The 26,717-nt window shown below is 62.5% G+C and carries 22 protein-coding genes, 1 other RNA gene and 1 pseudogene; 11 read left to right on the top strand and 13 right to left on the bottom strand.

Features of this window, described 5'->3' with window-relative positions:
* Positions 1-196 precede the first annotated feature (196 nt).
* Entirely contained in the window at positions 197-541 is a 345-nt protein-coding gene (locus JQS30_RS05930) for a winged helix-turn-helix transcriptional regulator (RefSeq protein WP_213172449.1), read from the top strand.
* Positions 542-544: 3 nt separating this feature from the next.
* Here JQS30_RS05930 and JQS30_RS05925 read toward each other — a convergent pair.
* The 7 genes and pseudogenes from JQS30_RS05925 to JQS30_RS05895 all read right to left on the bottom strand — a co-directional run.
* A pseudogene (locus JQS30_RS05925) lies at positions 545-3,097 on the bottom strand (bifunctional [glutamine synthetase] adenylyltransferase/[glutamine synthetase]-adenylyl-L-tyrosine phosphorylase); the annotation flags it as partial.
* 31 nt (positions 3,098-3,128) lie between these two features.
* Positions 3,129-3,827, bottom strand: a complete 699-nt coding sequence (locus JQS30_RS05920; protein WP_213172447.1) for a type 1 glutamine amidotransferase — start codon at positions 3,825-3,827, stop codon at positions 3,129-3,131.
* A 32-nt stretch (positions 3,828-3,859) separates the two neighbouring features.
* On the bottom strand, positions 3,860-5,209 hold the full coding sequence (locus tag JQS30_RS05915; RefSeq protein WP_213172446.1) for a glutamine synthetase family protein: 1,350 nt from the start codon (positions 5,207-5,209) through the stop codon (positions 3,860-3,862).
* Positions 5,210-5,439: 230 nt separating this feature from the next.
* Positions 5,440-5,637: a hypothetical protein gene (locus JQS30_RS05910; protein WP_213172445.1), complete on the bottom strand. Its 198-nt coding sequence runs from the start codon at positions 5,635-5,637 to the stop codon at positions 5,440-5,442.
* Between the two features lie 95 nt (positions 5,638-5,732).
* Positions 5,733-6,590, bottom strand: a complete 858-nt coding sequence (gene panB, locus JQS30_RS05905; RefSeq protein ID WP_213172444.1) for a 3-methyl-2-oxobutanoate hydroxymethyltransferase — start codon at positions 6,588-6,590, stop codon at positions 5,733-5,735.
* A 286-nt stretch (positions 6,591-6,876) separates the two neighbouring features.
* A complete protein-coding gene (locus JQS30_RS05900) occupies positions 6,877-8,640 on the bottom strand; it encodes an NAD+ synthase (RefSeq protein WP_213172443.1) in 1,764 nt (587 codons plus the stop codon).
* A gap of 88 nt (positions 8,641-8,728) precedes the next feature.
* Positions 8,729-9,493, bottom strand: a complete 765-nt coding sequence (locus tag JQS30_RS05895; RefSeq protein WP_213172442.1) for a sulfite exporter TauE/SafE family protein — start codon at positions 9,491-9,493, stop codon at positions 8,729-8,731.
* Between the two features lie 31 nt (positions 9,494-9,524).
* On the opposite strand from JQS30_RS05895, the gene rnpB reads away from it, so the two are divergent.
* An RNA gene (gene rnpB / locus JQS30_RS05890) (RNase P RNA component class A) lies at positions 9,525-9,924 on the top strand.
* Positions 9,925-10,109: 185 nt separating this feature from the next.
* A complete protein-coding gene (locus JQS30_RS05885) occupies positions 10,110-10,586 on the top strand; it encodes an NUDIX hydrolase (RefSeq protein ID WP_343076191.1) in 477 nt (158 codons plus the stop codon).
* A gap of 171 nt (positions 10,587-10,757) precedes the next feature.
* Here JQS30_RS05885 and JQS30_RS05880 read toward each other — a convergent pair whose 3' ends face one another.
* Both JQS30_RS05880 and ctaC read right to left on the bottom strand, forming a co-directional pair.
* A complete protein-coding gene (locus JQS30_RS05880) occupies positions 10,758-11,201 on the bottom strand; it encodes a cytochrome c oxidase subunit 4 (RefSeq protein WP_213172440.1) in 444 nt (147 codons plus the stop codon).
* A 2-nt stretch (positions 11,202-11,203) separates the two neighbouring features.
* Positions 11,204-12,103: an aa3-type cytochrome oxidase subunit II gene (gene ctaC / locus JQS30_RS05875; RefSeq protein WP_213172439.1), complete on the bottom strand. Its 900-nt coding sequence runs from the start codon at positions 12,101-12,103 to the stop codon at positions 11,204-11,206.
* 296 nt (positions 12,104-12,399) lie between these two features.
* Here ctaC and JQS30_RS05870 point away from each other — a divergent pair, with 296 nt between their 5' ends.
* Both JQS30_RS05870 and JQS30_RS05865 read left to right on the top strand, forming a co-directional pair.
* Positions 12,400-13,533: a cysteine desulfurase family protein gene (locus JQS30_RS05870; RefSeq protein WP_213172438.1), complete on the top strand. Its 1,134-nt coding sequence runs from the start codon at positions 12,400-12,402 to the stop codon at positions 13,531-13,533.
* A gap of 350 nt (positions 13,534-13,883) precedes the next feature.
* Positions 13,884-14,111: a sulfurtransferase TusA family protein gene (locus tag JQS30_RS05865; protein ID WP_343076190.1), complete on the top strand. Its 228-nt coding sequence runs from the start codon at positions 13,884-13,886 to the stop codon at positions 14,109-14,111.
* A gap of 2 nt (positions 14,112-14,113) precedes the next feature.
* On the opposite strand, the gene JQS30_RS05860 is transcribed toward JQS30_RS05865, so the two are convergent.
* The 3 genes from JQS30_RS05860 to JQS30_RS05850 form a co-directional block, all read right to left on the bottom strand.
* Positions 14,114-15,115, bottom strand: coding sequence for a carbohydrate kinase family protein (locus tag JQS30_RS05860; RefSeq protein ID WP_213172436.1), 1,002 nt, complete (start codon positions 15,113-15,115; stop codon positions 14,114-14,116).
* 385 nt (positions 15,116-15,500) lie between these two features.
* The gene (locus JQS30_RS05855) at positions 15,501-15,875 is read right to left on the bottom strand and encodes a HesB/IscA family protein (protein ID WP_213172435.1); all 375 of its coding nucleotides are present in this window, start codon (positions 15,873-15,875) and stop codon (positions 15,501-15,503) included.
* A 178-nt stretch (positions 15,876-16,053) separates the two neighbouring features.
* On the bottom strand, positions 16,054-17,208 hold the full coding sequence (locus JQS30_RS05850) for a glycerate kinase family protein (protein ID WP_213172434.1): 1,155 nt from the start codon (positions 17,206-17,208) through the stop codon (positions 16,054-16,056).
* A gap of 95 nt (positions 17,209-17,303) precedes the next feature.
* Here JQS30_RS05850 and nadA point away from each other — a divergent pair, with 95 nt between their 5' ends.
* The 5 genes from nadA to JQS30_RS05825 all read left to right on the top strand — a co-directional run bounded on the left by nadA (position 17,304) and on the right by JQS30_RS05825 (position 24,143).
* The gene (gene nadA / locus JQS30_RS05845; RefSeq protein ID WP_213172433.1) at positions 17,304-18,470 is read left to right on the top strand and encodes a quinolinate synthase NadA; all 1,167 of its coding nucleotides are present in this window, start codon (positions 17,304-17,306) and stop codon (positions 18,468-18,470) included.
* Between the two features lie 776 nt (positions 18,471-19,246).
* Positions 19,247-20,578 (top strand): UDP-N-acetylglucosamine 1-carboxyvinyltransferase, encoded by a 1,332-nt coding sequence (murA, locus tag JQS30_RS05840; RefSeq protein WP_213172432.1) that lies wholly within the window; start codon positions 19,247-19,249, stop codon positions 20,576-20,578.
* Positions 20,579-20,790: 212 nt separating this feature from the next.
* Positions 20,791-21,486 (top strand): DUF3043 domain-containing protein, encoded by a 696-nt coding sequence (locus JQS30_RS05835; RefSeq protein ID WP_213172431.1) that lies wholly within the window; start codon positions 20,791-20,793, stop codon positions 21,484-21,486.
* Between the two features lie 381 nt (positions 21,487-21,867).
* The gene (locus tag JQS30_RS05830) at positions 21,868-22,947 is read left to right on the top strand and encodes a WG repeat-containing protein (protein WP_213172430.1); all 1,080 of its coding nucleotides are present in this window, start codon (positions 21,868-21,870) and stop codon (positions 22,945-22,947) included.
* Between the two features lie 197 nt (positions 22,948-23,144).
* Complete coding sequence (locus JQS30_RS05825) at positions 23,145-24,143, top strand: aldo/keto reductase family protein (protein WP_213172429.1); 999 nt, start codon at positions 23,145-23,147, stop codon at positions 24,141-24,143.
* A 101-nt stretch (positions 24,144-24,244) separates the two neighbouring features.
* Here JQS30_RS05825 and miaA read toward each other — a convergent pair whose 3' ends face one another.
* On the bottom strand, positions 24,245-25,201 hold the full coding sequence (gene miaA / locus JQS30_RS05820; RefSeq protein WP_246498081.1) for a tRNA (adenosine(37)-N6)-dimethylallyltransferase MiaA: 957 nt from the start codon (positions 25,199-25,201) through the stop codon (positions 24,245-24,247).
* A gap of 191 nt (positions 25,202-25,392) precedes the next feature.
* Between miaA and JQS30_RS05815 the strand changes: the two genes are divergently transcribed.
* Complete coding sequence (locus JQS30_RS05815) at positions 25,393-26,601, top strand: DUF349 domain-containing protein (RefSeq protein WP_343076188.1); 1,209 nt, start codon at positions 25,393-25,395, stop codon at positions 26,599-26,601.
* The last annotated feature ends 116 nt before the right edge of the window (positions 26,602-26,717 follow it).

Here is a 26,717-nt window from a genome sequence, read left to right as displayed (position 1 = left end):
GGCTTTCGCAGGGCCGGTTCGCCGGTTGGCAAACGAGCCCACAAACCTGCCGCAGGTGCGCGTCCGAGTACGCCGGGCGCGCTGCGGCCGAAGGCCGACCGCAGCCCCATCATGGCCCGGCACAGTAGGCTGTACAAGAACGTACATGCAGGTGAGATACTTACCTGCGGGTTAGTGATCAGGTCAGGAGGGCGCCGTGGCGTCAAAAAGAGACGCACCTTACGTGTGCGGGATCGACGCGGCCGTGGACGTGATCGGCGGCAAATGGAAGGTGCTTATCATCTGGGCGCTGTCCGATGGCGGCAAACGGTTTTCGCAAATGCGGCGGATGCTCGATTCGGTCAGCGAGAAGGTCCTCGGTGAGCACTTGCGCCAGCTGGAAGCCGACGGGATCGTGGAGCGCACGGTCTTCGCCGAAGTGCCGCCCCGAGTCGAGTACGCGCTCACCGCGTCCGGACAAGAACTAAACGAGGCACTGGAGCCGCTGGCGACCTGGGGCTCGAAGTATCGTTCGGCCCTGACCGATACGTGCGATCGGTAATTCTCAGTTCAGACCATTGAGGTTGTCGACATCGTAGACGAGCTTGGTCGCGGCAATATGCCCCTTGCGCGTCAGACGCAAGTAGCGGTCGGTGAACTCCTCGCTGTCGGGTTCATAGCCCAGAATCTGTGCCAATACTTGCAGTTCGGCGGCGTTGCGCGGCAGTTCATCTCGCGAAGTTCCCCGCGAGAGCGTGATCGCGTTGCGCACCCGCGACACCAGCTGCCAGGAGGCGATGAGGTCATCTAGGGCACCGGTCTCGGCCAGTCGGGCACTCCGGGCGGCCTGAAGCGCCGGGACAGTGCCCCACGTACGCAACTGCGGGATCTGGGCGGCGTGTCGCAGCTGCAGCAATTGGGCCGACCACTCCACGTCGACCAGTCCCCCACGCCCAAGTTTGGTGTGCCAGGACGGATCAGCCCCCTGCGGAAGACGCTCGGTTTCGACCCGGGCCTTCATACGTCGAAACTCGATAAGTTCAGCGTCGCTGAGTCCGCCTTGAGGGTAGCGATGTTCGTTGGCCAGCGCTATGAATTGCTCGCATAGTCCCTCGTCTCCGGCGACGGGTCGGGCGCGCAAGAGCGCTTGGCGTTCCCACAGGCGGGCGCGTTTCTCGTAGTAGCGTCGGTATGTCTCGAGGCTGGGTACGAGAGCACCGCCTTTGCCTTCGGGCCGTAGCCCGGCGTCGAGGTCGACCGGTGGGTCGTCGCCGGCGGGGGCCGCGAGCAGTTTTTGGGTTAGTTCGATGATTTCGCGGGCGTGGGTTCGTTCTTCGTCGGTGGTACCGGCGTGGACGTAGAGGACGTCGGCATCGGAGCCGTACCCCATTTCGCCTCCGCCGAGGCGGCCCATGCCGATGATGGCGATGGGGACGGTCGATCCGACGGCTCGGGCTGCGGCGCGCAGGGTGGCTTGGAGGGTGACGTCGGTGATATCGGTCAGTGCCGTACCGACCTCGTCGATGTCGATGAGCAGCAGGAGATTCGCGGCGGCGACGCGGATGAGTTCGCGGCGGCGCAGGGCGCGGATGACGGCGACGGCGGCATGAGGATCGCTATGGCGGTCGACTGCGGCGAAGAGGCCTGCGGCGAGGTCTGTGGCGTTGCGGGGAGCCAGTTCGGAGTCTTCCGAGAGGATGCGCAGTGATTCGGGGTGACGCAGCAGAAGGTTTGTGAGGTAGCGAGAGCTGCCGAGGAGGCGGGCTAGGCGGACTGCGGCGGGCCCGCCGTCGCGCAGGAGTTTGAGAAACCAGGGTGTGCGGCCGAGCTTTTCGGATACTTGGCGGTAGGCCAGGAGCCCACGGTCGGGTTCGGGGCTGGCGGCGAAGGAGCGCAGCATCACCGGGAGCAAGGTGCTTTGGATGGTGGCGGTGCGCGTCAGTCCGGCGGTGAGGGATTTGATGTGGCCCATGGCTCTGGCTGGGTCGGCATAACCCAAAATGGACAGGCGGCTGTGGGCGGCTTCGGTGGACAGCTGAAGTTCGTTGGTCGGTACTCGGGTGACGGCCTCCAGTAGGGGCCGGTACATGAGTTTTTCGTGTAGTCGGCGGGCGGTGGCGGCGTGTTTGGCCCATTCGCTGCGGAACTGTTCGACGCTGCGGTGTCCTAGGCTGCGCGCCAGCCAGTGGAGTTTCTCTCCATCGTCGGGTATCCGGTGGGTGCGGCGTAGTTGTTGGAGCTGAAGGCGGTGTTCAACGGTGCGTAGGAAGGTGTAGGTGCGGGCCAGATCGGCTCCGTCTTCGCGCCCCAAGTATCCGCCTTCGACGAGGGCGTCGAGGGCTTCGAGGGTGGAGCGGACGCGGAGGCTCTCATCTCCTCGCCCGTGTACCAGTTGTAGTAGCTGCACGGCAAATTCGATGTCACGCAGTCCGCCTGGTCCAAGTTTGATTTCGGCGGCGGCCCGGTGGGCGGGGATCGACTGTTCGACCTTGCGGCGCATGGCGCGGACGTCTTCGACGATGCCGGGGCGCAGCGAGGCTTCCCACACCATGGGGGCGATCGCGTCCATCCACTCCTGGCCCAAGCGCATGTCTCCGGCGCAGGCGCGAGCTTTGAGTAGGGCTTGGAATTCCCACGTGCGAGCCCAGTGCTTGAGGTATTCGAGGTAGGAGCCGATGGTGCGTACGAGTGCGCCGTTGCGTCCTTCGGGGCGCAGACCTGCGTCGATGGGCCAGGTGGCGGCCGAACAGATTTGCATTGTTCTGGCGGCGAGGTTGGAGGCCGCGCTGAGGTCCCCTTGGGCGACGAAGACCACATCGACGTCGGAGACGTAATTGAGTTCGTAGCCGCCGCTTTTGCCCATCGCGATGATGGCCAACCGGGTGCCTTCCGGCAGTGGGTGTTCGGCTTCGGCCAGCGCCAGGCCACGCTGTATGACCGCGTCTGCCAGCTGGGAGATGGCAGCGGTGGTCTGGGTGAGGTCGGCGCGTCCACTGAGGTCTTCGATGGCGATGCGGGCGAGATTTCCGCGCCACGTTTTCGTCAGGTTGGCCTCGGTTGCTTGGCCCAGGTCTTCCAGGGTCGCGGGGGTGACTTCGGCGAGGGCCTTGGAGGCTGAGGCCAGTATGTCGTTCATGGGCCGCCTCGTCTCAGGAGGGGTCGGTCAGCAGTGGTAGCGGCATTCCCGCTCGACCGCCGGCCGCGTAGCGGACGAAGCGGTCGACGATGGGTTTCCAGGTGCTGACGATGAATTCTTGGACGTCGGCGGATCGTTGGAGGGCTGCTGCGTCGAAGCCCTCGAGGGTGGCGAGGACTTCGTCGGTGAATTCGACATGGGCTTGCACGGCCCAGGCGCTTTCTCCCAGGCGAAAGACTTCTTTGCCTCCATGTGGGGTGGCGGCGAGTAGGACCGCGTTGTCGGGCAGGGTGTCGATGTCTTCGCGGCGAAACCAGATGACGTCGAGGGCCATGGGGGCGGGCCCGAAGATGGGGTCGTTCCCGGCCGCGTCGCGTTTGGCGAGGATGCGTGGGCCCATAGCGGGGTTTTCCACTGGGCTGAGGCTGCCGCCGAAGGTGGTGGCGAGCAGGCGGGCCGAGGAACAGATGGCCAGGGTCGGGGTCTTCTCGGCCACGGCGGTGCGTAGGAGGGCGGCCAGTGAGTCGGTCCACTCCGCTCCCCGCCCACCGCCGAGGGCGATGAGGGCGTCGTAGTCGCCCGCTGAGGGGGGCACCTCCTCGCCCGCGTGCGCTCGCACGAGGGTGAGTTTCGCGCCGGAGGCTTCCAGCCAACTCACCAGGCGTCCGGGGCCTTGGCTGGGGTTGTTCTCGATTACCAACACATTTGTCACGTCTTCAGCCTAACGTTTGGTTCGGTGGGTCTTCAGAGCGTGAGGTAACGCGTTCGTTCGTAGGCGGTGACTTGGGTCCGGTAGTCCTCCCATTCGGCCCGTTTGTTTTTCAGGAAGTAGTCGAAAACGTGTTCGCCCAAGACTTCGGGGATGAGTTCGGAGGATTCCATGGCGTCTAGGGCCTCGGCTAGGTTGGCGGGCAGGCGCTGATATCCGGCGGCGAGGCGTTCGACGTTGGACAGCGAGGTGATGTTGTCTTCGGAGCCTGGTGGCAGGTCGTATCCCTCTTCGATGCCTTTGAGGCCCGCTCCTAGCAAGACCGCGTAGGCGAGGTAGGGGTTGGTGGCCGAGTCCAGAGATCGGATCTCCACCCGCGCGGAGTTGGGTTTGCCGTATGCGGGGACGCGTACCAGGGCCGAGCGGTTGGCGCGGCCCCAGGAGACATGGGTGGGGGCTTCGGAGATTTTGCCTGGCATCGGGTGGGCGTAGAGGCGTTTGTAGGAGTTGACCCACTGGCAGGTCACGGCCGTGTATTCGGGTGCGTGGCGCAGCAGCCCAGCGATGAAGGACTTCGCGGTGGTGGAGAGTCGCTGTTCGTCGCTGGCGTCGTGGAAGGCGTTGTTTTCGCCTTCGAACAGTGATAGGTGGCTGTGCATGCCGGAGCCGGGCTGGGCGGTGAAGGGTTTGGGCATGAACGAGGCGTGGACGCCATTGGTCAGCGCCACTTCCTTGACCACGTGCCGGAACGTCATGATGTTGTCTGAGGTGGTGAGGGCGTCGGCATAACGTAGGTCGATCTCTTGCTGTCCGGGTGCGACTTCGTGGTGGCTAAATTCCACGGAGATGCCGATCTGTTCTAGCGCTTGGATCGCTAGGCGGCGGAAGTCTCGGGCTACCGCGTGCGTCGTATGGTCGAAGTAGCCGCCATCGTCGACTGGGGTGGGTTCGGTGCCGTCCGCGGGAGTGTCGGTCAAGAGGAAGAATTCGATCTCGGGATGAACGTAGAACGTGAAGCCCTTGTCCGCGGCCTTGGCTAGGGCTCTGCGTAGTACGTGGCGCGGGTCCGCCCAGCTGGGTGCGCTGTCGGGGGTGACGATGTCGCAGAACATGCGTGCCGATTCGCCTGCCAAACCGCCCTCGAAGGGAAAGACTTGGAAGGTGGAGGGGTCGGGCAGGGCGATCATGTCGGCCTCGTAGATACGAGCGAACCCTTCGATGGCTGATCCGTCGAAGCCGATGCCCTCTTCGAAGGCGGCCTCCAATTCGGCGGGCGCGACTGACACGGATTTCAGGGTGCCCAGGACATCGGTGAACCACAGGCGCACGAACCTGATGTCGCGCTCTTCGAGCGTCCGGAGGACGAATTCTTGTTGACGTTCCACGCCCTTCAGTGTGCCACCGGTTTATGTCAACGGTGTTGCGGAGGGGCAAAACGCCGTATACGCGGGCAACGGGGAATACCGGAGCGAAGTCTCCCCAGGCAAGGATGTGGGAATCGGTGAGGCGAATTCATGTGTGTGTCGCGGTCACCGTGCGTGTGGCACAGGTCTAGGCAGTGAGGGTGCGACTGTGGCGCTGAAGAAAAGGCGAGGCCAAGTATGGGTCTAAAGGCCTAGTAGTCAGTGAAGGTGCGGCTTTTCTCCCGCTGTGAGGCGCGTTCTTCGCCAACGGGAATCGCGGCGAGCACACAGCCTCCCACGATCGTCGCGAAGGCTCCGATCAGGCCAAAGACACTGGTGGTAAACGGCATGACCATCACCGTCAAGACGATGATCGCGAAGATGCGCTTGTTGTCACGGAGCCAGTTCATGAGGTTCCTTCCGCAGATTCCCTCTCCAGGGTCAGCACCATGGTGTCACATCGAAGACGTCGAACCCAAATGCCGACACCTGGAGAGACTGGGTTCTAGGAATCGAAGGTGTGCTCTTGGGCGGGGAACGTGCCGCCCTTGACCTCGTCGGCAAAGTCCTGCGCCGCCTGCTGGATCACCTCGGCGACGTTGGCGTAACGCTTGACGAATCGTGGTTTACGCCCCTGGTTGAGTCCGGCCATGTCCTGCCATACCAAGACCTGGGCGTCGGTGCCAGGCCCGGCTCCGATCCCGATAGTCGGGATGGGCAGTTCCTTTGTGACCTGTTCGGCGACCGGAGCGGTCACCATTTCCAAGACCACCGAGAAGGCGCCCGCCTCATAGACCGCGTGGGCGTCGGCCACAACCGCCTGGGCCTGCGTGTCGCGCCCTTGCACGCGGTATCCGCCGACCACATGCTCACTTTGCGGCGTGAAGCCGACGTGACCCATGACGGGAATGCCCGCATTGGTGAGCGCTCGAATTTGTTCGACCATACGTTGGCCGCCTTCGAGCTTGACGGCCGTCGCGCCAGCTTTCATGAATCCCACAGCGGTGGCTAGGGCTTGTTCGGGTCCCGCCTCATAGGAGCCAAATGGCAAGTCTGCGACGACCAACGCTCGTTGCGTTGATCGCACCACAGCCTTGACCAGCGGAAGTAGTTCTTCGGTAGTGACGGGAAGGCTGGTCTCATAGCCGTAGACGTTGTTCGCGGCCGAGTCCCCCACCAACAGCACCGGGATGCCCGCTTCGTCGAAAAGTCGAGCTGTGTACTGGTCGTAGGAGGTGAGCATGGGCCATTTCTCGCCACGTTCCTTGGCTTCGAGAAGGTGGCGGGTACGTATGCGTGAAATCTTCTTCCCCGGCCCGTACAGGGTCGGTACATCGTCGCCGGAATTGGTCGATGTGAGCATGGTGAAGCTCCTTTGCTCCTCGTGGCCGGCCTTGCGGGCTGGCTTGAAGGCATCCGCATCGGGCTTGGCGGGTTGACCATCTTCAGAAGGGCCTACCCTATTGAGTCCGCGTACGCACTTACTATCAGCCCGGCCAGTCGGTCCCCGGGTGGTTTTTGAGACTTTCTCCTCGCGGCGAATGGGTCTCTTTAGCAAAGAGCCTAAATCCCACCCCCACCAAAGGTGAAGGTGCCTCAGGCGCGAGTGGGATATTTGTCACTTCTGAGGCAGATGATACGAGAGCTGGCTATACGTTCCCATCCAAACCACCGCGGAAGCGGTTGGTGATCGGCAGCCGACGATCGCGCCCGAAAGACTTGGCGGAGATCTTCGTACCGGGGGCCGACTGGCGACGCTTGTACTCGGCTCCATCGACCAAACCGGTGACAGTCCGCACCAGATCAACCGGATAACCAGCAGCGACCAACTCATCGCGCCCCTGATCACGGTCGATATACGCCTCTAGGATCGCGTCCAAAACCTCATAGTCGGGCAGCGAATCCGAATCAAGCTGGTCGGGCCGCAGCTCCGCGGACGGCGGCTTCTGAATCGAATTCTCCGGGATCGGCTCGACCTCTCCGCGCGCCCGAGCCTGGGCGTTGCGCCAGCGTGCCAGCTCATAGACCGTCGTCTTCGGCACGTCCTTGATGGGAGCGAACCCACCGGCGGAATCGCCATACAGCGTCGAATACCCCACCGCGTACTCGCTCTTGTTACCGGTGGCAAGCACCAGATGCCCATGCTGATTGGACAGGCTCATGAGAATCGTGCCCCGCACGCGCGCCTGCAGGTTCTCCAACGCCAAACCCGACAAGGACATCTCCGACAGGAACGCATCCACAACCGGTTGCACCTGGACCTCATGGAAGTGCAGTCCGCATCGTTTGGCCAAATCCGCCGCGTCATCAAGCGAGTGCTGCGAAGAATACTGCGTGGGCATGGCGTAGGCCCACACGTTCTCGGCGCCCACCGCGTCACAGGCTAGCGCCGCCACCAGAGCGGAGTCTATGCCGCCGGAAAGTCCCAACACCACCGAGGCGAACCGGTTCTTCGTCGCGTAGTCGGCAAGGCCCAACCGCAGTGCTTCCCAGATTTCGCCGGTGTCCGACAGTTCGGGCACGACGTCGTTGGCAGCCACAGTGCCCGGCCTGGGGAGCTGATCCGATGAGAGCGTCACATAGCGCACGGTCATCGCATTGTCCGCGGTATTGGCTATGTCAAGACCATCGGGCCCGGGTAGGTCCAGCTCGGTGACCAGAAAGTCCTCCACAAAACGGCGGCCCCGCGCCACCTGTTTGCCCTGCGGGTCAACAACAGTCGAGGATCCGTCGAACACCAGGTCGTCTTGGCCCCCGACGATGTTGACATAGGCGATATGGGCTCGAGTCTCCTGAGCACGGCGGGCGAGCAGCTGTTGACGGGTGCGTTCCTTGCTGCGGTCGTATGGGGAGGCGTTGATGCTGACAATGAGACCCGCGCCGGATTGAGCGGCGGCCGGGAACGGGCCACCGTCTTGCCACATGTCCTCACAAATAACGAACGCCACGTCGACGCCCCCAATTCGGGCGACGGTGAGCTCGTCACCCCGCACGAAGTAGCGAGCCTCGTCGAAGACGCCGTAGTTGGGCAAATGATGTTTGAAGTAAGTGAACTTCACTTCGCCGTGTTGCAGCAAGGCAAGGGTGTTGCGGGGGCCATGAGTGGAGCGGGGGCCGGGATCGGTCGGGCCGTCGGAATCCACATAGCCCATGACCACGGCGACATCGCCGCAGCCGCGTTCGCCAAGTTCCTCGGCCAGACGAGTCACACGCCGCTTCCCCGCATCGATGAACGCCTGTCTCAAGACAAGGTCCTCGACCGGATACCCCGTCAAAGACATTTCGCCGGCGGCAAGGAGATGGACTCCCGCTGCTTGGGCACGCTCGGCGGCGTTGAGGATCTGTTCGGCGTTGCCGTCGATGTCTCCCACAACGGGATTGGTTTGAGCTAGTGCGATACGCAGAATCGGCATGACCCCATCCTTCCTTAGAAACGCGCCAGTGGCCACGGTGCGCGCTCTGTGTCTCGCGCCGCTTTCGAACACATAGCCAGGCAGGCGGCTACATCCACCAGTACCTCACCAAGAGAATAATGCCGACGGTGAGCCCGTAGGCGATGATCACCCATCGCAGCGGCTTTTGCGGCAACCGAGGCCCCAATTTCGCACCTAGCCAGCCACCCAACAAGGTGGCGGGGACCAACGCCATGACAGCTGTCCACTCCACGGACGCCAACAGGCTATAGACGGTGGCGGCGATGAGGCCAATGCACATGGTGATGATGTTCTTGAGGGCTGTCATGCGTGGCAGGCTGTCGTTTACACAAATGGCCAGAAAGGCCATAACGACCAAGCCGATCGCCGACAAGAAGTAGCCGCCATAGACGCACGCGAGAGCGATGAGAACGTGGATGAGGACCGGATGTTCCCCCTGGGCGTCCGCTTGGGAGGCTAGGAGCCGGTTGAGAGTCGGGCCCAGGGCCATGAGGATGGCGGCGGTAATGATCAGGAACGGCACGATCGCCTCGAATAGCGACGGTGGCGTTGTCAAAAGCAACGCCGTCCCCGCCAACGCGCCCAAGCAGGCGGTCGGGATGAGTTTGATGATGCGCTGTCGCTGCCCTTTGAGCTGGGAGCGGCTGCCAATGACGCTTCCGACGTAACCCGGAGCCACGGACACCGAGTTAGTGACGTTCGCGGAAATGGGTGGGACACCCACAGCCAACAACGCTGGGTAGCTGATGAGAGAACCCCCGCCTGCAAGGGCATTGACCATTCCAGCTCCCACTCCGGCGGCGAGGAGAACCAGGACCACTATGACATCCATCGGGTCGTCAGCTTACGATAGGCAAGTGAGGTGAGTTGGCTAGGTGGTCGCGGCCGTGATCTCGGTCGAGGAACGTCCGGACTCCATAGGGCAGGGTGGTTGCTAACGGCAACCCAAGGTGACTTGCGGGATAGTGCCACAGAAAATAGACCGCTGACCTGGCTTCTTATAAGCGAGGAATCAGTAAGGGTGAAACGGTGGTGTAAGAGACCACCAGCGGCGTCGGTGACGGCGTCGGCTCGGTAAACCCCACCCGGAGCAAGGTCAAGACGAGACTCTTCCGCGATGTGAACTTCGAGGGAGATCTCAACGCGAACGTTCGAGGGCGGCCCGCCCGAGTTCGCGGGTAGACCGCACGAGCGAGTCGGCGACGGCTCGCCCAGATGGATGGCCACCCACGACAGAATCCGGCGTATCGGCCAACTCACCTCACCTTTTGCGGCAGCCAAAGGGCTCACCTGGTGTTTGATGGCGGTTGTCCCTCCTTTGGGGCAGAGAAGCCGTTTCTCGGCCCGGCTCTGGGCTATCGGTGCGCGCGCCCCACTTCAAGTACAGTGGCCCGGTGACTTCTCCCCCAGTACGCACTAGACGTCCGAATTTTGTGCGCAAGAGCGCTATGTGGGTCTACTATTCGCTGCCGCGACCGGTCAAACGCCGCCTCGTACGGCTCTTGACCCCCACTTACACGCTGGGTTCGGTGGTGCTCGTGTTCGATCAGGAACATCGCAACCTGCTCATGCTGCTACAACCACCCGGGAAGGCCTGGACGCTACCGGCGGGGCTCATGGAACGGCGCGAAGAACCCATAGACGCCGCGCGTCGGGAACTACACGAAGAATCCGGCATCGAAGCCACGCTCCAGGAGCTAAAGCCCGCCACCCCAAACGCCGTGGTCCACACTCACGGCCGGTGGGTCGACAACGTCTTCACGCTCGAACGCGACCCGGAAACCACTCAACTGGCCGTAGACGGCTCTGAGGTGTGGGACGTGGCTTGGCACCCAGTCGACAAGTTGCCTCTGATGACACGCTCCACGGCGAACCTGCTGCGCTACTACGGCCTCGGCCCTCGCGCCGACGAGCCACCCCGCTGAGGCCGCTTCGCCCAGAGTTAAGCCTCAAGGCCTCCCGCAACAACAAAGGTGGGACGAGAAGCGTTGCTTCTCGTCCCACCTTTGATAGCTATGTGAGGGCCAATCCCAGTCAAGGGAACCGCCCAAGGCTCGGGCATCAATTGAGGCCCGCTGTACCCAAGGTTCGGACCTCTACTGGGGCCCAAACTTTCTCGTGCCCGTGTAGTACTCGAACAAGAGGCCGCCACTGGTGCCAAGGATGCCGACCGTGCCGGCGACCATGACCCACGGAACCCAGTAGACGACGCCGAAACCGGTGATCATCGCGAAGAAGGCGATGCCAAAGGGCCAGTAGGAACCAGGGCTGAAAAAACCCACCTCGCCGGAGACATCGGAGATTTCACCATCAGCGCGGTCCTCCGGACGGTCGTCGATACGACGCGACACCATCCAGAAATAAGCCCACACCATCGCGCACAGCAGACCCGAAAGGAGAAGGGCCACAAAGCCGACCCACTCGATACCAGAGCCGCCAAACGCGGCTGTGTCGTCGGTCAATGTCCAGTAGCCGTAAATACCGGCGAACAGGAACATGGTGATCATGACCCAGAAGAACATGCGGTGTTCTGTGCGCATGGCTAGTTCCCCTCGTCGCCGCTGGGCTGACCGGAGTCAGGCCGGGTGTCAAATGGAACAGTGGTGACAGCGTACGGCTCGTGGCCGATCGCTTCGAGCGCCTCGGGGCTGCTCATACCCTCAGCACGATTGTCTAGGTACGCCTCGAACTCATCGGGCGAGACCACACGCATCTCGAAGTTCATCATCGAGTGGTAGGCACCGCACAGTTCCGCACAGCGGCCCACGAAGGTGCCCTCAGTGTGGAAGTCGGCCTGCCACGCGTTTTCCTGGCCCTCACCGGGGATCACGTCCCGCTTAAACAGCAGGTCCGGCACCCAGAAAGAGTGGATGACATCCGGTGAGGTCTGGAAGAACTCCACGCGCGAGTCATTGGGGACCACGACGATGGGGATGTAATTGCTGTTACCAGTCGTGGTGATCTGCTCTCCGGCGGCGTCTTCGCGGTCGTAGCCGAACTCCCAGTTCCACTTGAAGGCAGTCACAGTGATCGTGGTGTCCGGGTTCTCTTCCATCCGATTGACCTCGTCTTGCACCACCACGGTGTAGAAGAACAGCACCGCGATCATGACAAACGGAATACCGGTGAAGGAGATTTCCGCAGGAAGATTGTACTTAGTCTGAACCGGAAGCGAATCGTCCTTCTTCTTGTATCGGACGACGCACCAGAAGGTAAGTCCCCACACGATCGCACCGACGGCCAGCGCAGCGATGACGGCCCCGATCCACAGGTCCATCATCATTTCGGACTGGTCCGTGGGCTGAGTGCGCGGCCACCCAAGGTGGAACGCTTCTTCGAGACTGCATCCGCTGAGCACCAAGGGCAGCAGTGCGCCGATGCCTAGGAGACCGATGCTGCGGCGGGCGCGACTTCGCGCCGCTCGGGACGGTTTTCCGACCACCTGCTCAAGCCTTTCTTGGCACTAGTTCTTAATTAGTATCCGGGTACGAGGCTGCGCCCAGAGTTGCCTCCGCAAGCCGCCAGCGAGGAAGTCTACCAATGTAGACACGATCTCGGGCGTACCGTGGAGGTGCTCCTGAACGAGCCCTCATCTTGATCGGGCTGCCTCGGTGCCACTGGCGGTGGCATAGGGCAAGGAGTGTCGCGCTGACGCGACGATTCAGAGCCTACTGGTCGAAGTTGGCCCCGTGAGGCAGGGGGGCAGTATTCGTGCCCGGTGTCTTCTACATTAAAGACGTGCACCCAACCTATTTCGACGCCGCCACGGCCGCTCCCATCCACCCGACCGCTAGTCAGGCTTATGCTGCGGCTTTGACCGACGGCTGGGCTGATCCACGCCGACTGTACTCCGATGGCCGGAAGGCGCGGATGCTTTTGGACGCGGCCCGCGAGTCCTTGGCCGAATCCCTGGGCGTTCTCTCAGATGAGGTCGTTTTCACACATTCGGGCACACATGCGGTACACAGCGGATCACTGGGCGTGTTGCGGGCGCGCCCGCAACGTGACCTGTTCGCCCACAGTGCGGTCGAACACTCATCGGTACTGCATGCGGCGGCGTGGCATTCCCAATCGGGCGGTTCCGTTGCCCAGATCGGGGTCGACCGATACGGGCGGGTCGATGTGGATGAGCTGAGCTCATCTGTGCCGAAGGCGGCTTTGGTGGCGGTGCAATCGGTCAACCATGAAGTTGGCACGCGGCAACCCATCGACGAGGTGGTCGCAGCCGCGGCTGGAGTACCGGTGTTGGTCGACGCGGCCGCCTCGGCGCCAGTTGAGGCGTTGCCAGCCGCGCCCTGGGCGTTGGCGGCGGCAAGCCCACGCAAATGGGGGTCACTGCCCGGCTGCGGGGTGCTCGTGGTGCGGCGCGGGACCCGGTGGCGCAATCCGTGGCCGGGCGACGATTCACCATCGGATCGCGACCTGGGCTCAGTCGATATTCCGGCGGCGGTCGCTGCGGCGGCCTCGTTGCGGGCGGTGCGGGCCACTCAGGGGCCCGACGTGGAGCGCATGCGAAGCCTGACGTCCCACATTCGCGAACAGGTCACCACTCTCATCCCGGATACGCAGGTCGTGGGGCACCCCGAGGAGCGCGCGGCACATATCGTGACTTTTTCCAGTCTGTACGTGGATGGGGAAGCGCTGCTGCACGAGCTCAACCGGGAAAGTTTCGCCGTGTCGTCGGGATCGGCATGCACGTCCTCCCAGCTGCGACCCTCACATGTGCTGGAGGCAATGGGGGCGCTCTCGCACGGAAACATCCGCGTCTCGCTACATCCGGGGGTGACTCAAGAAGAGGTCGACCGGTTCCTCGCTGTGACCGCCGAATCGGTGCGGAGGCTGAGAATTGAGGCGGGAGTGGACGAACTCTGAAAGCCCCACCAAGTCCGTCCACTCCCCGTGAGCTGTCTCCAGCTCTGAGAAAGAAGTCTGTGCCTCATCCGAGGGCCTACGCGGTATCGAATCGCCCATCGCGTCGTCACCGGTCAGCCAAGAGGCCCGAGCAAGAGTTGTTGGCCACTTGCCTGGAATGAGCCTACCGTGTGCGTTTTGTCCGCTGATACGCCCTCTGCGGTTTAGTGACCAGTGGGGACCATGGGGCTGACGAGTCACCAAGGTGCAACACATGAGGTGAGTGTTCTCCAAGTTATGCCACTGTCAGGCCACCGCCAGGGCAAGGCAGATGCCCTAGACGCCACCCCGTGGCGTTGCCGTAGGCCATAATTACCTTTGTGGAAACGCTCGACTATCGCGGAAAACGCTGCCCGCTACCGGTCATTGGCCTAGCAAAGCGGCTCAAGGACGCTCCGCCACAGACAACCGTGCGACTGCTCGCCGACGACCCCGCGGCAAGGGTCGACATCCCGGCTTGGTGCCGAATGCGGTCTGCGGAACTGGTGTCGGCGGTCGACGCCGAGGATCACGTGGTCTATACCGTGACCCAACGGTGAGGCTAACCCTCCGGCGTGAGCCGGGCACTAGCCTCGGCCGCGCAGGCCGGGCCATAGGACTCATCCAATCGCCGCACGAACGACACCGGCTCCACCGCGTACTCCTGAGTGCCAACAGACTCCAGCACCAAAGTCGCCAGGAGGCTGCCAAATTCGGCCGCTCGCCGCAAGGACACCCCCCACGACAGTCCTGCGATAAACCCCGCGGTGAATCCATTCCCCACCCCAGTGGGGTCATAAACCCGAATCTCGCGGGCAATCGGTACGGTAACGCGGTCAATGCCGCGCCCCTGCATTTCCACCCCGTCCTTGCCACGAGTCGTCACCAACACCCGCACTCGCTGCATCAGGCCTTCCAAGTCCAAGCCAGTCTTGGACTGCAACAGCGCCCTTTCGTGTTCGTTGACGAACAGGTATGTCGCTCCTGTGATCAAACGCGAGACTTGCTCGTCGTCTAGTTGTGAGACCTGAGAACCGATGTCGACCACGTAGTCAATGCCCTTATGGCGACACTGATCGGCGTACTTCAACATCGCGCTGGCGTCATTGGAGGCGATGACGACCAGGTCGAGCCCGCCGACTCGCTTGGAGATGTCAAGCAGGTCGATGTCAATCGCCTCAGCCGTGGCCCCGGTGTAGAACGAGGAAATCTGGTTCATGTCCACGTCCGTGGTGCACACATAGCGGGCAGTGTGAGCTGTCGGGGAGATGTACACGTGACGGCAGTCGACCCCAGAGCTTTCCAAGTAGGGGCGGAAGGAATCGTCGAAGTCCTTGCCGACCGCGCCAGCCAAAATGGGTTCCAAACCCAATTGAGCCAAGCCGTAGGCGATGTTCGCGCCCACTCCCCCACGCCGCACGACGAGGTCATCGACGACGTAGGAGAGCGAAAAATGGTCGGTACTGGAGGAGGTGGCCCGGGAGGTGGCCAGTTGGGACCGAAACTGGCCGGGAAAGTACATCAGGTGGTCAGTGGCGATGGAGCCGGTGACGGCAATCGTCATTGTCGGCCTTCCGTAGAGATCGTGGGCGGACCCGTGGACACAAAGTGGCGGCAGTGGCGATGGTGCGGACCCCGATTCTCACCGGAGAGCTCACCGTCTGCCCCTGACGTGGACCCCTGTGCACGGGCACCATGGTCAATGGTTGGGCGTCCGTTGCAGGAGAGACCATTCGAGTACCGCTGCTGACCACCGCCAGCGCAGCTCACCGAGGTGAGCAGCGCCGAGGGGGCTGCACCGGCGGCGAATGTGCTTCCAGGCTCGTTCTTGGCTGGTAGGCGCATGCGCCGTTTCGCGGAAAGCACGCACCTGAGCGAGCCTCGGGTTTAGGCCCGAACACGGCAAAGCCCGGCCAAGACAGATCCAGGCCGGGCGTTGAATACGAAGTCTAGTGGAAGGAATCCCCACAGGCGCACGAACCCGAGGCGTTCGGGTTGTCAATCGTGAATCCCTGGGCATCGATGCGGTCGGCGAAGTCGATCGTGGCGCCGCCCAGGTAGGGGACGCTCATGCGGTCGACCACGACTTCGAAACCGTCGTAGGATTGAATCTTGTCTCCGTCGAGGTCACGCTCGTCGAAGAACAGCTGGTAGCGCAGTCCGGAGCAGCCGCCAGGCTGCACAGCCACGCGGAGACGCAGATCGTCACGGCCCTCTTGTTCGATCAGGGCCTTCACCTTGACTGCGGCTTCGTCGGTCAGTGTCACACCGATCGCGGTGGTGCTTTCAGTATTCGCACCTTCCGCCTGCTGAGTCGCGCTCACGTCTCTCGCTCCCTTGATTTTGCGGATGTCGGGCTCTTCAACGGTACCTAACGTTGGGGACCGTTGACTTATTCCCTGGCTCAGTGGCTTCCACGCCACGTTTCCCAGGCTTATCGAATTGGCTTCCACGCAGGTCAATAAGGGTTTATCCGCCTGGCAGGGGCGGCGCAGAATGGCCTTAGGCAATGTCGGAGGCAACATGTTGGGCCAATTCGACCAGCCCTGTCTGTGCATTATGCCAGGCCGCCTCGGAACTTCCCAAATGTTCGGTGAGTGACCACACAGCGCTCACTCCGGCCTCCCGCCACCTGCTCTCCGGACACCTTGTCCCCTGGGCGCCGGTGGGGTCCTCGGCTTCCGTACCGATGCGGCCCGCCAAGACCACACAACGGCGTCCGCTACGACGGGCCTCGGCGGCCACTTCGGCCGGGACTTTTCCTCGCAGGCTCTGCGAATCGAACGAACCCTCACCGGTGATAACAAGATCGGCCTGCTCGATGGCAGAGCGCAGCCCGAGGGTGCCAGAGACGATCTGGGCCCCAGACTCGCGCCGGGCTCCCAACGCAAGCAAGGCCGCGCCTATGCCACCCGCGGCGCCGCCGCCTGGGCAACCGAGGAGGCCCGAAGGCGCGGTCGGCAGTTCCTGTAGCAAGCTCGCCAGTCGGGCCAGCCCCGCTTCGAACAACGGCAGATCGGCCGCATCCGCGCCCTTTTGTGGTGCGAACATGTAGGTCGCGCCGCTAGGTCCAAGTAGAGGTGAGTCGACGTCCGTGGCAGCTACGATCTCAACCCCGCGCAGTAGCGCAAACCCGTCAAGGCTTGCCGCGTTGATCAGATGGGCAGCGCCGTAGGGAACCACATGATCGGCCGCATCGCGCAACGTCAGCCCCAAGGCGGTGAGCATGCCAGCGCCCCCATCGCACACCGCGGTGCCGCCCAGGCCGATGATGAGTTGCCGGGCTCCGTGGTCGATCGCGGCGGCGATGAGTTGGCCGAGCCCGAAGCTGGTGGCGCGGCGCGGATCTCGTTCGGCTTCGGTCAGCAAATGTAGACCCACACCGGCGGCGGCCTCGATGTAGGCGGCCTCCCCGTGGCGAAGATACGCGGCCTCCACCTGGCGGCCGAGGGGATCAAGAACCGTCAATGTGCGCAGATGCGAATTCGTGAGGGAAGCGTGCAAAGCCGCCAGGAACCCAGGGCCGCCATCAGCCAACGGCATCGTGTGGATCTCGTCACCGGGGCGGCTGCGGCGCCAACCCTGCCCGATCGCCTCTGCGGCTTGCTCGGCGGTGAGCGTACCAGCGAATTTGTCCGGGGCGATGAGGATGCGCATGGAATGACAATAACGTTTACGCATCTAGACCGGTGAGGTCCACGTGCAAGAATGGAGGGGAAAGTTCACCTGGCGAATGTCACTAAGGACTCCCGATGTCTGGATTTGTTGAGCCGGCCCCTACCGCAACTGCCCTTATGCTGCTTGGCCGCGGTACCGACGCCGATTCCGAGAAGGGAGTCGACTGCCCGGGCGAGCTGCCCGCGCCGTCAGACCCTGGCTTGGTCGAACGCGCCCGCAAGGCCAAAGACGCCCTCGGCGACAAGCTGTTCATCCTCGGACACCACTATCAACGTGACGAGGTCATCCAGTTCGCCGACGTCACCGGCGACTCCTTCAAGCTCGCGCAACAGGCCGCCGCGCGCCCGGAGGCCGAGTTCATCGTTTTCTGCGGCGTGCATTTCATGGCCGAATCGGCCGACATTCTCACCACAGAGGCACAGAAGGTGATCTTGCCCGACCTGGCCGCCGGATGTTCGATGGCCGATATGGCCTCGGACTCACAGGTCCGCCAGTGCTGGGATGACCTGACCGAGGCCGGGATCGCCGCTGACGTGGTGCCAATGACCTACATGAATTCTTCGGCGGCCATCAAGTCTTTCGTCGGGGAGCGCGACGGCATCGTGTGCACCTCCTCCAACGCCAAGCGGGCCCTCACCTGGGCCTACGAGCGTGGCGAAAAGGTACTGTTCCTTCCCGACCAGCACCTAGGACGCAACACGGCCGTGCGGGAAATGGGCTTTGAGCTGTCCGACTGTGTGGTCTACAACCCACACCGGCCCAATGGTGGACTGACCCAGCAAGAACTGGCCGAGGCGAAGATGATCCTATGGCGCGGGCACTGTTCGGTGCACGGCCGCTTCACGCTGGAGTGCGTTGAAAAGATGCGGCAGACCGACCCGGCTGTCAACATCTTGGTACACCCGGAGTGCACCCATGAGGTCGTCGCCGCCGCAGACTATGTCGGTTCGACCGAGTACATCATCAAGACTCTCCAAGCCGCCGAGCCGGGTTCCTCGTGGGCAGTTGGCACCGAGCTGAACCTTGTGCGCCGCTTGGCGAACGCGCACCCTGACAAGCGGATCTCGTTCCTCGATAAGACAATCTGCTACTGCTCGACCATGAACCGGATCGACTTGCCGCATTTGGTGTGGTCGTTGGAGGAACTCCTCGCCGGACGTGTGCCCAACCAGATCTCGGTCGATCCGGAGACCACCAAGTGGTCAAAGGCCGCCCTCGACCGCATGTTGGCGCTTCCCTAGACCACGAAAGACGTCACCGCCCGGCCCTTCATCAGGCCGGGCGGTTTTTTGGCGCGCCTTAGTGGCCGGGCCACATTGAGCGTCCACGACAGTGGATCATCCGCCCGCCTAGACGTGGGATTGGACACCTTCTGAGGTCAAACTCCTGACGTAGCCGCGCCTAGCTAATCGGAGGGTACGCACCTGACCTCGTGGTGGAAGGATGGCAGCGCTTTCCCACCGGGGACCAAGGCGGCCAGGTGCCCGTAAATCCCCTGCGTACAGTCGGTATAGTACGCAAAACGGCCGCGAGACCACGATCACCGGCCCCAATGGGTGGATCTGACCGAATTACTGACCGTGAGCCCGTTATGGTTAAGCGTCGAGATAGCTTCCGGGCACACGTGTTCAGACGCCGAAAATCCAGGGCCAACTGCGGAACCGGCATCACACCTATGACACGGGCACTCAGCCAAAATCCTGCGTAGCCGCAGGTGACGACGTCTTTAGGGTCATCTCCTCCAGACGTCCGCGGAAGGCGACCTCTACCAAACGTAGACGAGCTGATATGGGGCAAACGTCATCCGAACCACTCTTCTTGCGACAACGGGAAGTCAACACGGTTCGCGACCTAGGCCTGATCACGACGTCGAAGCGAACCAATATTCGGGCTTACGGCACTGAGCCCTTCACACATCTCGATAATCCTCCAACCATCGGCGATATCTAGCCGCCCCCAGTAAGGAGTCCTCCTGTTGAGCAGCGTCGGAGCCCCGGGCACAAACAAGACTCAAGACATGTTGATCGTGCACGGTGGCACGCCCCTCAAGGGTGAGATCCGCGTCAGAGGCGCGAAAAACCTCGTATCCAAAGCCATGGTCGCCGCTGTTCTCGGCGAGACCCCCTCCACGCTCTACGACGTCCCCCAGATCTCCGATGTCGGCATCGTCTCTGGCCTGTTGCGCGTTCACGGCGTCGAGGTGACATCCGGTCACGACCAAAGCCTCCACTTCGACACCAGCAAGGTCGAAGCGGCGGGAGTAGACGAGATCAACATCCATGCCGGTTCCAGCCGCATCCCCATCTTGCTGTGCGGCCCACTACTTCACCGCCTCGGCCGCGCCTTCATTCCCGACCTCGGTGGCTGCAATATTGGCGGCCGCCCCATCGACTTCCACCTCAACGCGCTACGCGAATTCGGCGCGGTCGTGGACAAAACCCCCGGCGGCCTGGAAATCACCGCGCCGGAGGGACTCAAGGGAATCCAGTACCGACTCGACTACCCATCGGTGGGAGCCACCGAACAGGTCCTCCTCGCCGCCGTTCGGGCCGAAGGCACCACCGAGCTACGTAACGCCGCGATCGAGCCGGAAATCATCGACCTCATCTGTGTCTTGCAAAAAATGGGCGCGATCATCAAGGTCCACACCAATCGCGTCATCGAGATCACCGGTGTGGAACGCCTCCACGGCTATTCCCACCGCCCCATCCCCGACCGCATCGAAGCCGGCTCATGGGCCTCGGCCGCTCTAGCCACCCAAGGCGAGGTATTCGTACGCGGCGCGCGCCAAGCCGACATGATGACCTTCCTCAACGTCTTCCGCTCCATCGGCGGTGAATACGAGGTCAACGACAGCCCGGTCGATGGAGGCATCCGCTTTTGGCACCCGGGAGGTCCCCTCAAGCCGGTGGCTCTCGAAACCGATGTCCACCCGGGCCTCATGACCGACTGGCAGCAGCCGCTCGTGGTCGCGCTAACCCAGGCCCAGGGTTTGTCGATCATGCACGAGACGGTCTATGAGCGCCGTTTCGGCTACACCCAGGAATTGCGCGCCATGGGGGCCAATATCGAGTTGTACTCCGAATGCCTCGGCGGGACCCCGTGCCGATGGGGACGTCGCAACTTCCTGCACTCGGCCGTCATCGCCGGCCCATCGAAACTTCACGCCGCCGACCTGCAGATCCCCGACCTGCGGGCCGGCTTCAGCCACCTCATCGCGGCGCTGGCCGCCGAGGGCACCTCACGGGTGTACGGCGTCGATCGCTATATCACTCGCGGCTATGAGAACTTCGAAGCCAAGCTAGCGGCTTTGGGAGCGAACGTGGAACGGCCCGGCGCGGCCCTGTGAGGGCCATAGGCGTCCGGCTATAGCCGGACGCCTTACCGCTGGGTTTGGCCCCAGCCCTAAGGGCGTATCCTGGACCTTGCCAGATCAAGGCTCACCGAAAACGCGCCGCCGTGCCCCAGCCCATGGAGCAACGTGGCGCGGTCGCCAAGTGCGACGCCAGATGCCTACAGTTGAGGTGAGCCTTGTCGAAATCTTTGGAAAGGGCGATTTTCGTGGCAAAGAAGACCTCCGACTCCGAATCGAAGGCCGCACGCGCGGCTGAGAAGACTGGGCCGGCTCGCTCCAGTAGCGCGGGATCGGATGCCACCGGAAAGAAGGGCACCCCGACGCCCAAGCGCCCCAGGAAGGCACAAGCCCGGCCGCCGAAAAACCCTCCCATGACCAATAAAGAGGCGCGGCAGCAATACAAGGCGAATAAACCCTCCAAGCAGGAACGCCAAAAGCTGAAGAACCGGCAACGTGAGCAGCGCGCCCGTATCGCCGAGGGACACTTCCGAGGCGACCCGCTGTACGACAAATATCACCTCTCGCGCGACCAGGGCCCCGAGCGGCTGCTAGCTCGCGACATCGTCGATTCACGCCGCTGCGTCGGGCAGTACTTCTTCTTCGTGGCACTGGGTCTACTGATCCTCACCAACCCGGTGGCCGTGGCCGCGCCCGAAGCCGTCGCGATCATGAATCTGATGTGGATTCTGATGGTCGTGGCGTTCATCCTCGACTCGATCTACTTGTGCCGGAAGACCAGCCGTTTGGTTTTCGGTCGCTTCCCGGGCACCAAACAGTCCAAGCGAGGTCTGTTCTGGTATGTCATCGCCCGCTCACTGATGTTCCGCGGGATGCGCATGCCTCGCCCACGCATGACCTATAAGGCGACCGAGGAAGACCTGGGCAAGGTTCTTCGCGAGTAGTCGGATCGCGCCCAGGCTCCAAGCCCTGATCGGACGCTGAAGCCTAGCTGTCCACACAGCGCCGATCGTCTTCGTTGCGACTGCCCCAGGAGCGTGCGCGGCACGGGCCCCATTCGCGGATGAACTTCGCCCGTGCCGCCAAATTTCCCTCGCACCCTCGGTGCTGTGGGACCACACCGGCAACCTCAGAGGTGTTTGTGCACGTCAAGCAGATTGACTGGGGCGCGAAAAGGCTGGCCGCAAATGCCATTAAGCTCAACGTAGTACCCGCAAACGCCCATATGGTACCCAAATGGATACAATGATCCCTCCCTTTACTATTCGGAATTTCCTTGCCACCGGGTGTTACCACGCCCCCACTTTCATGCCAAAGTAGTTGCCATGGTTGATGTCGCAGCGGACCTCAGAGCGGGGCTGGTGCGTGCCATCGGTCCTCTCGATGCCGCGACATTGCGCCACGGCATCCTCGACGCCGATGTCTTGCAGTCCGTCCGCACAGAGGTAGCCCACCGCCTCTCTCGTAACCCATCGGAGGCCGACTGTGCCCGGCTGTTGGGTGTGAGGGCGGTTGCGCTGCGCATGTTGGGAGATTTTGAGGCCGCCGAAGCCGACGCCGCGACCGCGCTTGATCACGCGGAGGCCTCCGGGGCCGACAGCGTCCTCTCGCCCGCGCGTGCCCGCCTAGCCAACATCTTGCGGGTACAGGGCCGCTTCGACGCGGCTGACAAACTCTTCGCCATGGCCGAGGCCGGGGAAATTCCCCGCACGCTGCTGGGGGCGGTCCGAGCCTATGCGGGCCTGTCGTGTCTGGGAAACGGCCGCCACACCGAGGCGCTCATTCACTTCCAGCGGGCGATCGACGACAACGCCTACCCTTTCATCGCCCAAATCGTGCAGTGCGCGATAAACCTATTGACCGAACGAGTCGAGCAACTGGGGTTCGGACCGCCACCGCGATCATGGACCCAACGTGCGGCCAACCCGGTGCCCGAACCCTACGCAGACCCGATCACGGGCCGCTGGGGATACCGTGATGCCGGGGGCAATCCCGTCATCGAAACGGCCTTCACCCAGGTGGGAGACTTCAGGGGCGGAATCGCCGCGGTTTGTCAGGCCGACTGGGGCGCGATCGACAAGACCGGTCAGGTCGTGGTGCCGCTAAACTTCGCGTCATTGGACACCCCGACCCCCGATGGACGCATTGTCGCCGGATTCGTCAATGGGGTGGCGGTCGCGGACACCGGCGGCGTCAAGGGCGTCGTCCACCGTTCTGGCAAAATGCTGGTCGAACCCCGCTTCCAACATGTGATTGTTCACCCAGCTGGGTTGATCGTGTCGGTCGACGGACGGACGTGGTCGGCTCTGAACCTTGAAGGGGCCCAGCTGTTGTCCGGGCAGGCTGACCAGCAAGATGTCATCCGATTCCTCAAGGCTGTCGCGATCGACGACGGACCCTTGTAGGTGGTGGGCCCAATGCGGCATTCGCAGCGGTTCTTCTCGCACCGCCACGCCGGAACTTCTCCTCCACAACACCGGGCAACGAATGCCCAAGCGCCCCAGGGGCCTCACTAGCCACACCTCGCAAAGGGTGGATTTCGTACTAAGGATTACCTCAGATCCGTTTGGCTAGCCGCTCGGCAAGCGGTAGCCTTTCGGCTATGGAATTCCGTCATCTCGGCCGCTCCGGCCTAGTCATTTCAGAAATTGCCTACGGCAACTGGATCACCCACGGCTCTCAGGTAGAGGAGGATGCCGCGCAGGCCTGTATCAAAGCAGCGCTCGACGCGGGCATCACCACATTCGACACCGCCGACGTGTACGCGCGCGGCGCCGCTGAGGAAGTGCTCGGACGTGGACTCAAGGGCCTCCCCCGGGAAAGCCTGGAGATCTTCTCGAAGGTCTACTGGCCCATGGGCGAGGGCAAGAACGACCGTGGCCTATCGCGCAAACACATCATGGAGGCCATTGACGCCACTTTGCGTCGTCTCCAGACCGACTATGTCGACCTATATCAGGCACACCGCTTCGACCACGAAACGCCGCGGGAAGAGACCATGGAGGCGTTTGCCGACATCGTCCATTCAGGAAAGGCTCACTACATTGGGGTCAGCGAGTGGACGGCCGACCAGATCCGCGCCGGACACAAACTGGCCCGGGAACTGAAGATCCAGCTCGTGTCCAGCCAGCCGCAGTACTCGGCTCTGTGGCGTGTGATCGAGGCTGAGGTCATCCCGGCTTGCGAGGAGCTTGGAATCGGGCAAATCGTGTGGTCTCCGCTGGCTCAGGGAATTTTGACCGGTAAGTACAAGCCAGGTCAGGATGCCCCGGCCGGTTCCCGCGGCGCCGACGAAAAGTACGGCAAGTTCGTCACCGGGTTTACCCAGAAGCCTGGACTGCTCGAGTCGGTCCAAAAGCTGGAGCCCATCGCCAACGACCACGGTCTAAACATGGCACAGCTAGCCCTGGCCTGGGTGTTGCAAAACTCGAACGTGTCGGCGGCGATCATTGGAGCCAGCCGCCCCGAACAGGTCGACAGCAATGTGAAGGCCGCGGGCGTCACGCTCGAGGACTCCGCGATGAAGGCCATCGACGAAGCCCTCGCGGATGTCGCCGAGTTTGACCCAAACAAGACCGTGAGCCCAAACCCGCGAGCATAAACCCACAGCGTCGTGCCCTCGATGAGGACATGACCTCACCCTCGTATAGCACTGTGGCCACCGGTGTAACCGGTGGCCACAGTGCTATACGAAACTATTGTCTATATTTGGATCGCATGGGTCTCAAGGTGCTCCAGCACCTTCTCCAGCAGGTCGGCGTCGCTGCCGTCGAACCAGGTGATTCGCTTGTCACGCTTAAACCAGGAACGTTGACGGCGGACAAACCGCCTGGTCCCCACCACGGTGGCGAGTTTGGCCTCTTCTTCACTGCACTTGCCTGCGAGAAACTCCAATACCTGCTTGTAGCCCAAGGCTCTCGACGCGGTCTTTCCCTCGCCGAGACCACGGGAAGCCAGCTGCCGCACTTCCTCTACCAACCCCGCCTCCCACATTCGCTCCACCCGAAGCTCAATGCGGTGGTCCAGCTGGGCCGTATCGAGGTCGATGCCGATCCGCACAGCCGGGTATTCCTCGCGGGGCTCCGGCAACGCGGCCACAAATGATCCGGTCAACTCAATGACTTCCAAGGCCCGCACGATCCGGCGGCCATTGGAGGGCAAAATCGCCTCGGCCGCTTTCGCGTCACGAGCGGCCAGTTCCGCGTGCAGAGCGTCCGCACCGACTTCCTGTAGTCGCGCTTCCCACCGGCTTCGGATCTCAGGGTCGGTTCCGGGAAAATTGAACTCGTCCAATACCGCCTGGATGTACAGACCTGAGCCCCCCACCAAGAGGGGCTGTTTGCCTCGCGAGCTCACCTCGTCTATCGCCGCACGGGCCAATTTTTGGTAACTGGCCACGTCCGCGCTGACTGTGCAATCCCAGATGTCGAACAGGTGATGGGGAACGCCATCGCGCTCGGTGAGGTCAGCCTTCGCGGTGCCGATATCCATGCCTTCATACAGTTGCATCGAGTCGGCATTGATCACCTCCCCGTCCAGCGTATGGGCCACAGCGATCGACAAAGCGGTCTTGCCGGCGGCGGTAGGCCCTACGACGGCGATTGTTCGTCCGGGTAGTCTGGCAGTGTTGCCACCTCGGCTCAAATGAACTACCCCCAAGATTTCAGCCCCGTTGCGGGCGAGAATGACTGAATAGTTTAGACCCCGATTGTGCCAATCTATCCGGTTTGGCCTGTGGACCACCCCCATTGGTGGTAGCCCCGACTGGCAGCGACCCGGCATTAACCGTAAGGTACGGGTGGTAAGACCTCAGTTGCTTCGAAGGAATTGTGATTACGGCGATGAGTGACATCCAAGACTGGACCCGGTTCGGTCGAGTTGACGCAGACGGCACTGTCTTCGTCAAAACCTCCTCAGGGGAACGCGCGGTTGGCTCCTGGCAAGCGGGCAGCCCTGATGAGGGTTTGGCCCACTTTGCCCGTAAGTACGCAGATTTGGTCGTGGAAGTCGACCTGATTGCCGCGCGTCTCAATTCCGCTTCCGCCGATGTCCCACAGGCGGCAGCAGCGGTGAAAAAGCTCCGCGATGGCCTCGATGAGGCCCCTGTCGTGGGCGATATCGACGCTCTGAAGACACGTCTCGATGAGCTGGCCAAACACGCGGCTTCGCGGGTTGAAGAAGTCAAGGCCGTCAAGGAAGAGGAACGTGCCGAGGCTACCGCGAAGAAGGAAGCCCTTGTAGCTGAAGCCGAAGAGCTCGCCAAGCGCGACAGCCATTGGAAAGCCACCGGGGAACGCTTCGCCGCGATCGTCGACGAGTGGAAGTCCATCCACGGTGTCGACCGCAAGACCGACTCGGCCCTGTGGCGCAAGTTCGCTTCCGCCCGCGAGACCTTCACCCGGCGCCGGGGCGCGCACTTCGCTCAGCTCGACGCCGAACGCAAAGTCATCGCCGCGAAGAAGGAAGAACTCATCGCGCAGGCCGAAGAGCTTTCCACCTCCACTGACTGGGGCCCGACCGCCGACGCGCTCAAAGGGCTCATGGCCGAGTGGAAGGAAGCGGGTCGTCTGGCTCCAGACGCGGAGCAAAAGGCCTGGAAACGGTTCCGCGCCGCCCAGGACGTGTTCTTCAATGCCCGTTCCGAGGTCTTCTCCGCTCGCGATGCCGAGTACGAGCAAAACCAGGAAGCCAAGGAAGAGCTGCTCAAGCGAGCTGAGGCACTTGACGTAGAGGGAGATCCAAAGGCTGCTCAGGCTGCCTTCCGGGAAATCCAAGGGCAGTGGGGCGAGATCGGCCGCGTGCCACGGAGCGCCCAGAACAAGCTACAGCGCCGCCTGCGCAAGGTTGACGACGCGATCCGCGCCGCGATGGACGTGGCATGGCGTCGGGTTCCCGTCGAAGACAACCCGATCCTCAAGCAAATGCGTCAGCAGGTTGCCGAAGCCGAGGAAAAGCTGGAGCGCGCCAAGTCCACCGGAAACTCCAAGCAGATCGCCAAGGCTGAAAAGGAACTGGCCGGGAAACAGCAGATGCTGTCTCTAGCCGAGAGCGCAAGATAATTTAGAAATAAACGTTTTAGGGGTGGCGCTCTCGCACAGAGAGTGTCACCCTTTTTACGCGTCTGGTAACCAATGTTGTGGTTAGCCACAACACGAGGCCCACAATGGTGGGGCCA

Origin of the sequence: Natronoglycomyces albus, from assembly GCF_016925535.1 — a bacterium.
Taxonomy (GTDB): domain Bacteria; phylum Actinomycetota; class Actinomycetes; order Mycobacteriales; family Micromonosporaceae; genus Natronoglycomyces; species Natronoglycomyces albus.
The sequence above is the reverse complement of the archived record's forward strand: the minus strand, read 5'-3'. Positions and strand labels throughout refer to the sequence as shown.

Coding starts and splice junctions, on each gene's coding strand:
- JQS30_RS05830 (WP_213172430.1), top strand. CDS start 21,868: ATGGTTGATGTCGCAGCGGACCTCAGAGCGGGGCTGGTGCGTGCCATC.
- JQS30_RS05825 (WP_213172429.1), top strand. CDS start 23,145: ATGGAATTCCGTCATCTCGGCCGCTCCGGCCTAGTCATTTCAGAAATT.
- JQS30_RS05910 (WP_213172445.1), bottom strand. CDS start 5,637: ATGAACTGGCTCCGTGACAACAAGCGCATCTTCGCGATCATCGTCTTG.
- nadA (WP_213172433.1), top strand. CDS start 17,304: ATGTCTGGATTTGTTGAGCCGGCCCCTACCGCAACTGCCCTTATGCTG.
- JQS30_RS05880 (WP_213172440.1), bottom strand. CDS start 11,201: ATGCGCACAGAACACCGCATGTTCTTCTGGGTCATGATCACCATGTTC.
- JQS30_RS05885 (WP_343076191.1), top strand. CDS start 10,110: ATGTGGGTCTACTATTCGCTGCCGCGACCGGTCAAACGCCGCCTCGTA.
- murA (WP_213172432.1), top strand. CDS start 19,247: ATGTTGATCGTGCACGGTGGCACGCCCCTCAAGGGTGAGATCCGCGTC.
- panB (WP_213172444.1), bottom strand. CDS start 6,590: ATGCTCACATCGACCAATTCCGGCGACGATGTACCGACCCTGTACGGG.
- JQS30_RS05850 (WP_213172434.1), bottom strand. CDS start 17,208: ATGCGCATCCTCATCGCCCCGGACAAATTCGCTGGTACGCTCACCGCC.
- JQS30_RS05860 (WP_213172436.1), bottom strand. CDS start 15,115: ATGACGATTGCCGTCACCGGCTCCATCGCCACTGACCACCTGATGTAC.
- JQS30_RS05900 (WP_213172443.1), bottom strand. CDS start 8,640: ATGCCGATTCTGCGTATCGCACTAGCTCAAACCAATCCCGTTGTGGGA.
- JQS30_RS05895 (WP_213172442.1), bottom strand. CDS start 9,493: ATGGATGTCATAGTGGTCCTGGTTCTCCTCGCCGCCGGAGTGGGAGCT.